This window comes from Pseudomonas sp. RG1 (genome assembly GCF_025910115.1).
Taxonomy (GTDB): Bacteria; Pseudomonadota; Gammaproteobacteria; order Pseudomonadales; family Pseudomonadaceae; genus Aquipseudomonas; species Aquipseudomonas atacamensis.
This window is the reverse complement of the sequence record NZ_JAPCIK010000002.1, coordinates 18360-34829: the sequence shown is the minus strand read 5'-3', so window position 1 is coordinate 34829 and position 16470 is coordinate 18360. Positions and strand designations below refer to the sequence as shown.

Below are 16470 nucleotides of genomic sequence, written 5' to 3'. Positions count from 1 at the left end.
AGAAAGTACGTCCAGACTGAAGTGGCGCCGACGCCCGTCAGGTCCATGGAAGTCAACTGAATGTGACACCCCGGAGAGTCTTCAATGAGCAGTGTTGTTGCCGTCGTCAAAAGCATTGTCGGTCAGGTTTTCGTGGTGTCCCCAGAGGGCGTGCGTCGCGTACTCGTTGAAGGCGATCGCCTGTATGTCGGCGACCAGATCGATACCGGGCTGTCCGGCGCGGTGTCGCTGGAACTGGCCGATGGCCGCATGCTCGATCTGGGCCGTGACACCCAGTGGAGCGCCAGCTCGCCTGACTCCAGCACTGACCTGGCCGAAGCCACCGCGCAGGCCGCGCCTTCTGTAGAAGAACTGCAGCAAGCCATCGCCGCTGGTGTCGACCCGACCACCGCACTCGAATCCACCGCGGCCGGCCCGACCGCCGCAGGTACCGGTGGTGCTGCCGGTGGCGGTCACAGCTTCGTCATGCTCGACGCCACCGCTGGCCGCGTCGATCCGACCATCGGCTTCCCCACGGCGGGCATCAATTCTGCCGGCCAAGTCGCGCAGGACACCACCGGCGGCCTGACCACCGACACCACCACCAACGCGCTGCGCGACTCGACCCTGAGCCTCAGCGCCACGCCGACCATCACCGAAGCCGGCGGCGTGCTGGTGTACACCGCGACCCTGACCCAGGCGCCGCTGACCGACCTGACCATCACCCTGTCCAATGGCGCAGTGATCGTCATCCCGGCCGGCGCCACCACTGGCACCGTCAACGTGCCGCTGGCGCCGAACGACACGGTCTACAACGACCCGACCCAGATCGACGTGACCGTCACCGGCACCAGCGGCGGCAACGGCATCACCGTGACCCCGCCAACTATCCCGGCGACCACGCAAGTCACCGACACCGTCGATACCACTACCGTCACGTTGACGGCTGGTTCGAGCGTGACCGAAGGCGGTCAGATTACCTATACGGCGACTTTGACCAACCCGGCGCAAACTCCGGTAACCGTCACTCTGTCGAACGGCTCGACCATTACCATTGGCGCTGGCCAGACTACCGGCACTGTTAACGTGCCGACCCCGACCAATGACGTTTACAACAACGGCAGCACTGTTACGACGACGATCACCGGGGCTACCGGTGGCAATTTCGAAAATCTGGTGCCGAATCCGACGCCAGCAGTAACTACGATCACCGACTCGGTCGATAACACTGGCCTGACCCTGACCGCGACCAACAATATTGTTGAAGGCGGTCAGATCACCTACACCGCGACGTTGACCAACCCGGCGCAAACCCCGGTGACCGTCACTCTGTCGAACGGCTCGACCATCACCATTGCGGCTGGCGAAACCGTGGGCACCGTCAACGTGCCGACTGCGGCCAACGACGTGTACAACAATGGCAGCACCGTCAGCACCACGATCACTGGCGCTACCGGTGGCAACTTCGAAAATCTGGTGCCAAGCAACACGCCTGCGGTCACCACCATCACCGATTCGGTCGATGACACTGGCCTGACCCTGACCGCGACCGACAACATCGTTGAAGGCGGTCAGATCACTTACACCGCGACACTGACCAATCCGGCACAAACCCCGGTTACCGTAACCCTGTCGAACGGTTCGACCATCACCATTGCTGCCGGCGAGACCGTCGGCACCGTCAACGTGCCGACTGCGGCCAATGATGTGTACAGCAACGGCAGCACCGTCAGCACCACCATTACCGGCGCTACCGGTGGCAATTTCGAAAACCTGGTGCCAAACACCACACCAGCCGTGACCACCATCACCGACTCGGTTGATGACACCGGCCTGACCCTGACCGCGACCAACAACATTGTTGAAGGCGGCCAGATCACCTACACCGCGACCTTGACCAACCCGGCACAAACCCCGGTAACCGTCACGCTGTCCAACGGCTCGACCATCACCATTGCCGCTGGCGAAACCGTCGGCACCGTCAACGTGCCGACTGCGGCCAATGACGTCTACAACAATGGCAGCACCGTCAGCACCACAATCACTGGCGCTACCGGTGGCAATTTCGAAAACCTGGTGCCAAACACCACACCTGCCGTTACCACGATCACTGATTCGGTCGACAACACCGGTCTGACCCTGACTGCGACCAACAACATTGTTGAAGGCGGCCAGATCACCTACACCGCGACGTTGACCAACCCGGCGCAAACCCCGGTGACCGTCACTCTGTCGAACGGCTCGACCATCACCATTGCGGCTGGCGAAACCGTTGGCACCGTGAACGTGCCGACTGCGGCCAATGACGTTTACAACAATGGCAGCACCGTCAGCACCACGATCACTGGCGCAACCGGTGGCAATTTCGAAAACCTGGTGCCGAACACCACGCCAGCGGTCACTACGATCACCGACTCGGTCGACAACACCGGCCTGACCCTGACCGCGACCAACAACATTGTTGAAGGCGGTCAAATCACTTACACCGCCACCCTGACCAACCCGGCGCAAACCCCGGTAACTGTCACTCTGTCAAACGGCTCGACCATTACCATTGCGGCCGGCGAAACCGTCGGCACCGTCGACGTGCCTACGGCGGCCAATGACGTCTACAACAACGGCAGCACCGTCAGCACCACCATCACTGACGCTACCGGTGGCAATTTCGAAAACCTGGTGCCAAACACCACACCTGCCGTTACCACGATCACTGATTCGGTCGACAACACCGGTCTGACCCTGACCGCGACCAACAACATCGTCGAAGGCGGCCAGATCACTTACACCGCGACGTTGACCAACCCGGCACAAACCCCGGTAACCGTCACGCTGTCCAACGGCTCGACCATCACCATTGCGGCTGGCGAAACCGTTGGCACCGTCAACGTGCCGACTGCGGCCAATGATGTGTACAGCAACGGCAGCACCGTCAGCACGACCATCACTGGCGCTACCGGTGGCAACTTCGAAAACCTGGTGCCAAGCACCACGCCAGCCATTACCACGATTACCGACTCGGTCGATGACACTGGCCTGAACCTCAGCGCCACCGGTTCTGTGGCCGAGGGTGGCCAGATCACCTACTCCGCCACGCTGACGAATCCGGCCGGCACACCGGTAACCGTGACCCTGAGCAACGGCTCGGTGATCACCATTGATGCCGGCAAAACCACCGGCACCGTTACCGTTCCAGCGCCGGCCGATGACGTCTACAAGGACGCCGGCCAGGTCGAAGTCAGCATCAAGGACGCCACCGGCGGCAACTTCGAAAATCTGGTGCCGAACACTACGCCGGCAGTGACCGAAATCACTGACACCGTCGATACCTCGACGGTGAAGCTGACCGCAGACACCTCGGTTGCCGAAGGCGGCACCGTGACTTACACCGCCACCGTCGGCGCGCCAGTCACCGGTTCGCCTGTGGTCGTGACGTTGGCCAACGGTCAGAACATCACCATCGCCGTCGGCCAGACCACTGGCTCCATCACCTACACTGCACCGAACGATGCCTTGACCGGCAACGCTCCGCTGACCAACTCGATCACTGGCGTAACCGGTGGCAACTACGAAAATCTGGTGGCGGACAAAACTCCAGTTTCGACCACCGTCACCGACGTTGCCGACACCACCAATCTGTCGCTGAGCGCGACCGCTTCCGTCGCTGAAGGCGGCCAGATCACTTACACCGCCACTTTGACCAATGCTGCTGGTTCGCCAGTGACCGTGACCTTGTCGAACGGCGCCGTCATCACCATCAAGGCAGGCGAAACCAGCGGTAATGTGACCTTCCCGGCTCCGTCCGACGACGTCTACAAAGACGCCGGCTCCGTGCAGGCAACCATCACCAGCGCCACCGGCGGCAACTTCGAGAACCTCGTTCCGAGCACCACGCCAGCGGTCACTCAAGTCACCGACACCATCGATACCTCGACGGTCAAATTGACCGCCGACACCTCGGTCGCGGAAGGCGGCACCGTCACCTACACCGCCACTGTCGGCGCGCCCGTCACCGGCTCGCCTGTTGTCGTGACCCTGGCCAACGGCCAGAGCATCACCATCGCCGTGGGCCAGACCACCGGCAGCGTTACTGCCCCGGTATCGAATGACGTGCAGATCGGTCACGCACCGCTGACCAACTCGATCACCAACGTCAGCGGCGGCAACTTCGAAAATCTGGTCGCGGACAAGACCCCGGTCAGCACCACCGTGACCGACACCGTCGACACCACCAGCGTTGCGCTGACTGCCACCGGCAACGTCAACGAAGGCGGGCAGATCACCTACACCGCGACGCTGAGCAACCCGGCCGGCACGCCTGTGACTGTGAATCTGAGCAACGGCTCGGTCATCACCATTGAAGCCGGCAAGACCACCGGCACCGTGACCGTTCCGGCACCTGCCGATGACGTCTACAAAGACGCCGGCAAAGTCGAAGTCACCATCAAGGACGCCACCGGTGGCAACTTCGAAAACCTGGTGCCGAGCACTACGCCTGCGGTGACCAACGTTGCCGACACGGTCAACACCACGCACCTGACCCTCAGCGCAGAAAGCTATGTGCTCGAAGGCTCTTCGATCACTTACACCGCAACGTTGACCAACGCCGCGCAAACGCCGGTAACCGTCAACCTGAGCAACGGCCAGACCATCACCATCGAAGCCGGCAAGACCAGCGGTTCGGTGACGATCGCCGCACCGAGCGATGACGTCTACAAGGACCTCAGCAAGCTCACCGTGACCATGACCGACGCCAGCGGTGGCAACTTCGAGAAACTCGACGTCAGCAAGACTCCGGTCAGCACCACGGTCAACGACACCGTCGACACAACCGCACTGACCCTGACCGCCAGCGATACCGTCAGCGAAGGTGGCCAGATCACCTACACCGCGACCCTGAGCAACCCGGCCGGCACTGCGATGACCGTGACCCTGGCCAACGGCGCGGTGATCAACATCGCGGCCGGTGCTACCAGCGGCTCGGTGAATTTCCCGGCGCCCGCCAACACCCCGTACATCGATGGCAGCAACGTGCGGACGGCGATCGCCAGCCACAGCGGCGGCAATTTCGAGCGCGTCGAGGCCGATCGTTCGGCTGTGGTGACCAAAGTCACCGACGCCGTCGACACCACCAACATCAGCCTGAGCGCCACCGGCAGCGTTGCCGAGGGCGGCTCGATCGTCTACACCGCCACCCTGAGCAATCCGGCCGGCACCGCCATGAGCGTGACCCTGAGCAACGGCGCGGTGATCAACATTGCCAAGGGTGCGAGCACTGGCACTGCGACCGTCGCCGCGCCTGGCGATGACGTGTACAAGGACGCCGGCAAGGTCGATGCGAGCATCACCAAGACCAGCGGCGGCAACTTTGAAAATCTGGTGATCGACAAGACGCCTGCGGTAACTGATGTCACCGACACCATCGACAACAGCACCGTTGCGCTGACCGCCAGCGCCAGCGCGGTAGAAGGCGGCGTGGTTGTCTACACCGCGTCCGTGACCGCCCCGGTCACTGGTTCGCCAGTGCTGGTGACTTTGTCCAACGGCCAGACCATCACCATTCCGGTCGGCGCCAGCAGCGCCAGCGTCAACTTCACCGCGCCGAACGATGCACAGGCCGGCGGCAACACCCTGAGCGTGAAAATCGACGGCGCCAGTGGTGGCAATTACGAAAATCTCGTCGCCGACCAAACCCCGGCGGTGACCTCGGTAACGGACGTCGCCGACACCACCAACCTGTCGCTGTCCGCGACCGGCTCCGTGGCCGAGGGCGGTTCGATTGTCTACACCGCGACCCTGAGCAACCCGGCCGGTACCCCCGTGACCGTGAATCTGAGCAACGGCGCGGTGATCACCATCGAGGCTGGCAAATCCACCGGCACCGTCACCGTTCCGGCACCTGCCGATGACGTCTACAAAGACGCCGGCAAAGTTGAAGTCACGATCAAGGACGCCACTGGCGGCAACTTCGAAAACCTGGTGCCAAGCACCACGCCAGCGGTCACTGATGTCACCGACACCGTCGACACCTCGACGGTCAAACTGACCGCCACCGAAACCGCAGCCGAAGGTGGCACCGTCACCTACACCGCCACCGTCGGCGCGCCGGTCACCGGCTCGCCTGTGGTCGTGACCCTGGCCAATGGTCAGAACATCACTATCGAAGTCGGCAAGACCAGCGGCAGCGTGAGCAGCACCGCGCCGAACGACGTCCTCGCCGGCCACGCGCCGCTGACCAACTCGATCACCAACGTCAGCGGCGGTAACTTCGAAAACCTCGTTGCCGACCAGACCCCGGTCAGCAGCACCGTGACCGACACCGTCGACACCACCAACCTGTCGCTCAGCGCGACCGGCGCGGTGAACGAAGGCGGCCAGATCACCTACACCGCGACTTTGAGCAACGCCGCTGGCACACCGGTCACCGTGACCCTGTCGAACGGTGCGACTATCCTCATCGAGGCCGGCAAAACCACCGGCACCGTGACTGTCGATGCTCCAAAAGACGACGTCTACAAAGACGCCGGCAGCGTTGAAGCGACCATCCAGAGCGCAACCGGCGGCAACTTCGAAAACCTCGTCACCAGCACAGCGCCAGCGGTGACGACGGTCAACGACACCATCGACACCACCACCGTGTCGCTGAGCGCCACTGCGAACGTCGCCGAAGGCGAAACCGTGGTCTACACCGCCACCGTGGGCGCGCCAGTGACCGGCTCGCCGGTCATCGTCAGCCTGTCCAACGGCCAGACCATCACCATCGCCGTTGGCGAAACCACCGGCAGCGTCAACTACGTCGCGCCGAACAGCCCGCTGGCGGGCGGCAGCTCGTTGAGCGTGACCATTGATGGCGCCACGGGTGGCAATTACGAAAAACTGCTGGTCGACGGCAAGTCCGCAGACACCGTGGTTTCCGACACCACCGACACCACCAACCTGAACCTGAGCGCCAGCGATTCGGTCGCCGAAGGCGGCCAGATCACCTACACCGCAACCCTGACCAACCCGGCCGGCACACCGGTGACCGTGACCCTGTCGAACGGCGCCACCATCACTATCGATGCAGGCAAAACCACCGGCACCGTGACCGTCGACGCACCGAAAGATGACGTCTATAAAGATGCCGGCAAAGTCGAAGTGACCATCGAGGGTGCGACCGGCGGCAACTTCGAGAACCTGGTGCCAAGCGCGGTTCCAGCGGTGACGAATGTCACCGATACCATCGACACTTCGACGGTCAAACTGACCGCCGATACTTCGGTGGCTGAAGGCGGCAACGTGACTTACACCGCCACGGTTGGTGCGCCAGTCACCGGCTCGCCTGTGGTTGTGACCCTGGCCAACGGCCAGACCATCACCATCGGCGTCGGTCAGACTACTGGCACTGCAACTGCTGTTGCTGCGAACGATGCGCTGACCGGCAACGCGCCGATCACCAACTCCATCACTGGCGTAACCGGTGGCAATTTCGAAGATCTGGTGGCGGACAAAACTCCGGTTTCGACTTCTGTTACGGATGTTACCGACACTACCACTCTGTCGCTCAGCGCCAGTAACTCGGTGGCTGAAGGTGGCCAGATCACCTACACCGCGACACTGACCAATGCCGCTGGCTCACCAGTGACCGTGACCCTGTCGAACGGCGCTGTGATCACCATCAAGGCTGGCGAAACCACCGGCACCGCAACTGTTCCTGCACCGTCCGACGACGTCTACAAAGACGCCGGCTCTGTTCAGGCAACGATCACCAGCGCTACCGGTGGCAACTTCGAGAACCTGGTACCGAGCACTGCTCCAGCGGTGACGGCTGTCACCGACACCATCGATACCTCGACAGTCAAACTGACCGCCGATACCTCGGTCGCTGAAGGCGGCACGGTCACCTACACCGCCACTGTGGGTGCTCCGGTCACCGGCTCGCCTTTTGTGGTAACTCTGGCCAACGGTCAGACCATCACCATCGGCGTCGGTCAGACTACTGGCACTGCAACTGCTGTTGCTGCGAACGATGCGTTGGCCGGTAATGCTCCGATCACCAACTCGATCACCAACGTCAGCGGTGGCAATTTCGAAGATCTGGTGGCGGACAAAACTCCGGTTTCAACTTCTGTCACGGACGTTACCGACACCACCAACCTGTCGCTGAGTGCGACCGGTTCCGTGGCCGAAGGTGGCTCGATCGTTTACACCGCTACGCTGACCAACGCCGCTGGCTCGCCAGTAACCGTGACTTTGTCGAACGGTGCAGTGATCACCATCAAGGCTGGTGAAACCAGCGGCACCGCGACCGTTCCTGCGCCGTCCGATGACGTCTACAAAGACGCCGGTTCCGTCCAGGCAACGATCACTAGCGCTACCGGTGGCAACTTCGAGAACCTGGAACCGAGCACAGCTCCGGCCGTAACGACTGTCACCGATACCATCGATACCTCGACCGTCAAACTGACGGCTGATACTTCGGTGGCTGAGGGCGGCACTGTGACTTACACCGCCACCGTCGGCGCTCCGGTTACTGGCTCGCCTGTCGTCGTGACTCTGGCCAACGGCCAGACCATCACCATCGGCGTCGGTCAGACTACTGGCACCGCAACCGCTGTTGCTGCGAACGATGCGCTGACCGGCAACGCGCCGCTGACCAACTCGATCACCAACGTCAACGGCGGCAACTTCGAAAACCTCGTCGCCGACAAGACCCCGGTCAGCACCACCGTGACCGACACCGTCGACACCACCAACTTGTCCCTCAGCGCCAGTAACTCGGTGGCAGAAGGTGGCCAGATTACGTACACCGCGACATTGACCAACGCCGCTGGCTCGCCAGTGACCGTCACCTTGTCGAACGGCGCCGTGATCACCATCAAGGCTGGTGAAACCAGCGGCACCGCGACCGTTCCTGCGCCGTCCGATGACGTCTACAAAGACGCCGGCTCTGTGCAGGCAACGATCACCAGCGCTACCGGCGGCAATTTCGAGAACTTGGTACCGAGCACAGCTCCGGCCGTAACGACTGTCACCGATACCATCGACACTTCGACGGTCAAACTGACCGCCGATATGTCGGTGACCGAAGGCGGCACTATCACCTACACCGCAACCGTCGGCGCACCCGTCACCGGTTCGCCAGTTGTCGTGACATTGGCCAACGGCCAGAACATCACCATCGCCGTCGGCCAGACCACCGGCACTGCAACCGCTGTTGCTGCGAACGATGCGTTGGTCGGTAATGCGCCGATCACCAATTCAATCACTGGCGTAACTGGCGGCAATTTCGAAGATCTGGTTGCCGACAAAACTCCGGTCTCGACTTCTGTTACGGATGTTACCGACACCACCAATCTGTCGCTCAGCGCCAGTAACTCGGTGGCTGAAGGTGGCCAGATCACCTACACCGCGACACTGACCAATGCCGCTGGCTCACCAGTGACCGTGACCCTGTCGAACGGCGCTGTGATCACCATCAAGGCTGGCGAAACCACCGGCACCGCAACCGTTCCGGCACCGTCCGATGACGTTTATAAAGATGCCGGGTCTGTTCAGGCCACGATCACCAGCGCCACCGGTGGTAACTTCGAAAATCTCGTGCCGAGCACTACGCCTGCGATCACTCAGGTCACTGACACCATCGATACTTCGACCGTCAAACTGACGGCTGATACGTCGGTGGCTGAAGGCGGCACCGTGACTTACACCGCCACCGTTGGTGCGCCAGTTACTGGTTCGCCTGTTGTGGTAACTCTGGCCAACGGTCAGACCATCACCATCGGCGTCGGCCAGACTACTGGCACTGCAACTGCTGTTGCTGCGAACGATGCGTTGGCTGGTAATGCTCCGATCACCAACTCGATCACTGGCGTGACCGGCGGCAACTTCGAAGATCTGGTGGCGGACAAAACACCGGTTTCGACCACTGTTACGGATGTTAACGACACCACCAATCTGTCGCTCAGCGCCAGCAATTCGGTGGCTGAAGGTGGCCAGATCACCTACACCGCGACATTGACCAATGCCGCTGGCTCACCAGTGACCGTGACGTTGTCGAATGGCGCAGTGATCACCATCAAAGCAGGCGAAACCACCGGCACTGCGACCGTTCCTGCACCGTCCGATGACGTCTACAAAGATGCCGGTTCCGTCCAGGCAACGATCACTAGCGCTACCGGTGGCAATTTCGAGAACCTCGTACCGAGCACTGCTCCAGCGGTGACGACTGTCACCGACACCATCGATACCTCGACCGTCAAATTGACCGCCGATACTTCGGTGGCTGAAGGCGGTACCGTGACTTACACCGCCACCGTCGGCGCTCCGGTTACCGGCTCACCAGTTGTGGTAACTCTGGCCAACGGTCAGACCATCACCATCGGCGTCGGCCAGACTACTGGCACTGCAACTGCTGTTGCTGCGAACGATGCGCTGACCGGCAACGCTCCGATCACCAACTCGATCACTGGCGTAACTGGCGGCAATTTCGAAGATCTGGTTGCAGACAAAACTCCAGTTTCGACTTCTGTCACCGACGTTGCCGACACTACCAACCTGTCTCTGAGTGCGACCGGTTCCGTGGCCGAAGGTGGCTCGATCGTTTACACCGCTACGCTGACCAACGCCGCTGGCTCGCCAGTGACCGTGACCCTGTCGAACGGCGCTGTGATCACCATCAAGGCTGGCGAAACCACCGGCACCGCAACCGTTCCTGCACCGTCCGACGACGTCTACAAAGATGCCGGTTCCGTGCAGGCGACGATCACCAGTGCCACCGGTGGTAACTTCGAAAATCTCGTGCCGAGCACCACTCCAGCGGTCACTCAGGTCACTGATACCATCGACACGTCGACCGTCAAACTGACCGCCGATACGTCGGTGGCCGAAGGCGGCACCGTGACTTACACCGCCACCGTCGGTGCGCCAGTTACCGGTTCGCCAGTTGTGGTAACTCTGGCCAACGGTCAGACCATCACCATCGGCGTTGGTCAGACTACTGGCACCGCAACCGCTGTTGCTGCGAACGATGCGCTGACCGGCAACGCGCCGATCACCAATTCCATCACTGGCGTAACCGGCGGCAACTTCGAAGATCTGGTGGCGGATAAAACACCGGTTTCGACCACTGTTACGGATGTCAACGACACCACCAATCTGTCGCTCAGCGCCAGCAACTCGGTGGCTGAAGGTGGCCAGATCACCTACACCGCGACCTTGACCAACGCCGCTGGCTCGCCAGTGACCGTGACCTTGTCGAACGGTGCTGTGATCACCATCAAGGCTGGCGAAACCACCGGCACCGCAACTGTTCCAGCACCTTCCGATGACGTCTACAAAGACGCCGGCTCTGTTCAGGCCACGATCACCAGCGCCACCGGTGGTAACTTCGAAAATCTCGTGCCGAGCACCACGCCAGCGATCACCCAAGTCACCGACACCATCGATACTTCGACCGTCAAACTGACGGCTGATACGTCGGTGGCTGAAGGCGGCACGGTCACCTACACCGCCACTGTGGGTGCTCCGGTCACCGGCTCACCAGTTGTGGTAACTCTGGCCAACGGTCAGACCATCACCATCGGCGTCGGTCAGACTACTGGCACTGCAACCGCTGTTGCTGCGAACGATGCGTTGGCCGGTAATGCTCCGATCACCAACTCGATCACCAACGTCAGCGGCGGCAATTTCGAAGATCTGGTGGCCGACAAAACTCCGGTCTCGACTTCTGTCACCGACGTTACCGACACGACAAATCTGTCGCTCAGCGCCAGCAATTCGGTGGCTGAAGGTGGCCAGATCACTTACACCGCGACACTGACCAACGCCGCTGGCTCGCCCGTGACCGTGACCCTGTCGAACGGCGCTGTGATCACCATCGACGCCGGCAAGACCACCGGCACCGTGAACGTTCCAGCGCCAGCTGACGACGTCTATAAAGACGCCGGCTCTGTTCAGGCCACGATCAGCAAAGCTACCGGTGGCAACTTCGAAAACCTGGTACCGAGCACCGCGCCAGCAGTGACCAGCGTCACCGACACCATCGACACCACCACCGTAAAACTGAGCGCAACCGCCACAGCGGCCGAAGGCGGCAACGTCGTCTACACCGCCACCGTCGGCGCCCCCGTCACCGGTTCGCCAGTTGTCGTGACGTTGGCCAACGGCCAGAACATCACCATCGCGGTCGGCCAGACCACCGGCACCGTAACCGCCGTCGCACCGAACGATGCGCTGACCGGCAACGCTCCGCTGACCAACTCGATCACCAACGTCAGCGGCGGCAACTTCGAAAACCTCGTCGCCGACAAGACCCCGGTCAGCACCACCGTGACCGACACCGTCGACACCACCAACCTGTCCCTCAGCGCCAGTAACTCGGTGGCAGAAGGTGGCCAGATCACTTACACCGCGACCCTGACCAACGCCGCTGGCTCGCCTGTAACCGTGACCCTGTCGAACGGTGCGGTGATCACCATCAAAGCGGGCGAAACCACTGGCACCGTGAACGTTCCAGCGCCAGCTGACGACGTCTACAAAGACGCCGGCACCGTGCAGGCGACCATCAGCAGCGCCACCGGTGGCAACTTCGAAAAACTGGTATCGAGCACCACGCCAGCGGTGACCAGCGTCACCGACACCGTCGACACCACCACCGTCAGCATCACTGGCAGCAGCTCGGTGGCCGAAGGCCAGACCGCCAGCTACACCGTCAGCCTCAATCACCCGGCGCAGACCGAAGTGACCCTGAAAATCGTCTACAGCGGCACTGCTGCCGACGGTTCGGACTTCACCGGTGTGTACACCGTGAAGATCCCGGCGGGCGCCAGCAGCGCGCAGTTCAACATCGCCACCCTCGATGACAAGATCACCGAAGGCACCGAGAACTTCGTGGTCAAGATCGATTCGGCTACCGGCGGCAGCTTCGAGAACCTCGCGGTCAGCAGCACCAATGGCAGCGTCAGCACCTCGATCATCGACAACGATGCACCACCGGTGCTCGATCTGGACGCCAACAACTCCAGCGGTGCGACCGGTGCCGATTACAAGGTGACGTTCACCGAGAACACCCCGGGCGCCGGCGTGTCGATCGCTGACACCGACATCAGCATCACCGACCCGGACAGCACGATGCTGACCGGTGCCACCGTGGTGCTGACCAACCGTCAGGACGGCGATGCGCTGAATCTGGGCAATAGCGTCAACGGCATCACCATCAATGCCAACAGCACCAATGGCACGGTGACCCTGACCCTCTCGGGTAACGCGACCCTGGCCGACTACATGCAGGCCATCAAGAACATCAGCTTCACCAACAGCAGCGAAAACCCGAGCACCGTGCCGCGCGTCATCACCGTGACGGTGACCGATGGCGGCAACTACTCGAACACCGCGACGACCACGGTCAACGTGGTGGCGGTCAACGATGCACCGGTCGCTGCGCCGAGCAATGTCACCGGCACCGAAGATACGCCGCTGGTACTCGGCTGGTCGACCTTTGGCGTCAGCGATGTCGACAGCCCGGCGAGCAGCCTCGGTATCAAGGTCACGCAGCTGCCGGGCGAGGGCAAACTGCAGTATCTGGACGGCTCGACCTGGAAGGATGTGGCCAACAACCAGACCTTCAGCAAGGCCGACATCGACGCCGGCAAGCTGCGTTTCCTGCCGGATGCCAACGAGTCGGGCACCAACGGTTACGGCGGCACCGGTCTGGGCAACAATCAGGCGGACTACGCGCAGATCAAGTTCCAGCCTACCGATGGCCAGGCGCTGGGCAGCACCGGCACAGTGAAGATCGACATCACGCCAGTGGCGGATGCGCCGACCGTAGCCGTGGCTGACAACAGTGTTAAATCCACCGGCCTGATCAAGGAAGTCTGGACCGGTCTGTCGGGTCTGGGCACTGACGGCAGCGGAGCGAATTCGACCACCCTGAAAAACGTCATCGACGCGGCCGGCAAACCGAACTCCAGCGGCAACGTCACCAACGTGCAGTCTGACGGCAGTGTCGCCGCCGGTACGGCGTCGAAGACCTCTGGCCTGATCTACCTGGAAGCCGGCAAGACCTACAGCTTCAGCGGCGTGGCCGATGACAGCCTGCTGATCACCATCGGCGGCAAGAGTGTGGCTTCCGGTACCTGGGGCGCGGGCGGTGCGATCAATGGTTCGTTTACCCCGACTACAAGCGGTTACTACACCCTCGACATCTACCACCACAACCAGAGCGGCCCGGGCAGCTACGATGTCAACCTGTCGGTCAACGGCAGCACGCCGATTGACCTCAGCAACGCCGGCGTGCCGATCTACACCGGTGTGCAGGATCTGATCAACTCGGGCGTGACCGTCTCCGATCTGCACGGCACCAACGGCGAAGGTTATTACGACGGCTACAAGCTCAACACCGGCGCCGAAGGCACCACGGTGAAACTGTCGGCGATCAGCACCGCGCTGACCGACACCGACGGCTCGGAAACCCTGAGCGTGAAGATCAGCGGTGCGCCGGTCGGTTCGGTGCTCAGCGATGGCGCGGGGCATACCTTCACCGTTACCGCGAGCAATGGCGAAGCCAACGTCACCGGCTGGAACCTCGGCTCTCTGACCGTGACTCCGCCGACCTACTACAACGGCCAGTTCAACCTGACCGTGACCTCGACGTCCACCGAACAGGTCGGCGGCTCGGCAAGCAGCACCGCGACCATTCCGGTCACGGTAGTGCCTGCGGTGTACAACGCGGTCACCGCCACCTCGGGTGATGACAACGTCACCGGCACCGATGCCAACGACATCATCGTCGCTGACATCGGCGGTCTGACCGTGGTCCCGGGTACCAACTACAACATTGCGTTCATGGTCGACAGCTCGGGCAGCATGAGCACCTCGTCGCTGAACGCCGCAAAAGACTCGCTGACCTCGGTGTTCAACAGCCTCAAGCAAAGCCTGGGCGGCAGCAACTCGGGTACGGTGAACATCTTCCTGGTGGACTTCGATACCCAGGTCAACAAGTCGGTGTCGGTGAATCTCAACGACCCGAATGCGCTGACCTTGCTCAAAGCAGTGCTGAACTCGATGGGCTCCGGCGGCGGTACCAACTACGAGGACGTGTTCAAGACCACGGCCAACTGGTTCCAGAGTGCCGATGCGGTCGCCAACACCGGGGCGAAGAACCTCACGTACTTCATCACCGACGGCCAGCCGACTTACTACCAGACCGGCGAGCAGACCAACCCGACGCTGTATGGCAACGTGAAACTCGACAGCGTGGTGAACACCAGCAACTACAAGCAGGGCGACACGTTCAGCACCTACATCGACAACTCGCACTACCTGACCATCAACAGTGCCGGCAGCGTTGTGCTGCAAACCTACAACTCGTGGTGGGGCTGGAGCAGCGAGACCCTGGGCACGATTCACGCGCAGGGCGACGGCACTTATGAATTGTCGAACCTTGCGGGTACCGGCAACAGCACCAACTCGTCGACGACCAGCAACTCGACCAGCGGCTTTGCCTTGTTGAGCGGGTTGTCGAGCGTCGAAGCCATTGGTCTGAACAACGACGTCAGCCTCAACGACCTCAAGCCGTACGACTCGGACAAAACGCCGCAAACCAACATCGATCCGAAGGATCTGGCCAACTCGATCATCGGCCATACCGAAGCGACGATGCCGGGTAACGACACCGTCAACGGTGGCGAAGGCAACGACATCCTGTTCGGCGATCTGGTCAGCTTCAACGGCATTGCCGGCGAGGGTTACCAGGCGATGCAGGCGTTCGTCGCCAAGGAAACCGGCGTTGATATCAGCAAAGTCACCACCAGCAATGTGCACCAGTACATCACCGAGCACTATCAGGCGTTCGATGTATCCGGCGCGCACGATGGCAACGACACGCTGCTCGGTGGCGCAGGCAATGACATCCTGTTCGGCTCGGGCGGCACCGACCTGCTCGACGGCGGCAAGGGCAATGACATCCTGCTCGGCGGCACTGGCAACGACACGCTGATCGGCGGTCAGGGCAATGACATCCTGATTGGCGGTTCCGGTGGCGACACCTTCGTCTGGAAATCGGGCGACACCGGTAGCGATGTGATCAAGGATTTCAAAGCCAGCGAAGGCGACCGCATCGACCTGCGCGACCTGTTGCAGGGCGAGACCGGCAGCACGATCGACAACTTCCTGAAGATCACCACGGTGGATGGCACGTCGTCGCTGCAAGTCAGCTCGGCGGGCAAATTCAACTCGGGCGATGCCGCTGCGGCCACGCCGGACGTGACGATCAAACTGGAAGGCAACAACTGGGCGAGCGCCAACCTGCACAACCTGATTGCCGGCAGCGACCCGACCATCAAGGTCGATCACAACAACAGCTGAGGCTGAAACAACGACGGCCGCCTCCTGTGGGGCGGCCGTCGCGTTTGCGGGCAATGCAGCGGTGACGATTTGATCGTCGCCCCGCATACTGGCGCGCAGTTGGCTATGCTGCTGACAGCATGACGCTGTTCATTTGTGAGGGATGCT

The 16470-nt window shown here is 61.7% G+C and carries 1 protein-coding gene; it reads left to right on the top strand.

Annotation, left to right across the window (positions count from 1 at the left end; genetic code table 11):
* The first annotated feature begins 84 nt into the window (after window positions 1–84).
* Window positions 85–16323, top strand: coding sequence for a LapA family giant adhesin (locus OK411_RS01865; RefSeq protein WP_264364324.1), 16239 nt, complete (start codon window positions 85–87; stop codon window positions 16321–16323).
* The last annotated feature ends 147 nt before the right edge of the window (window positions 16324–16470 follow it).

What these genes read in the sequence shown, in the direction of transcription:
- OK411_RS01865 (WP_264364324.1), top strand. Translation starts at nt 85, where the DNA reads ATGAGCAGTGTTGTTGCCGTCGTCAAAAGCATTGTCGGTCAGGTTTTC.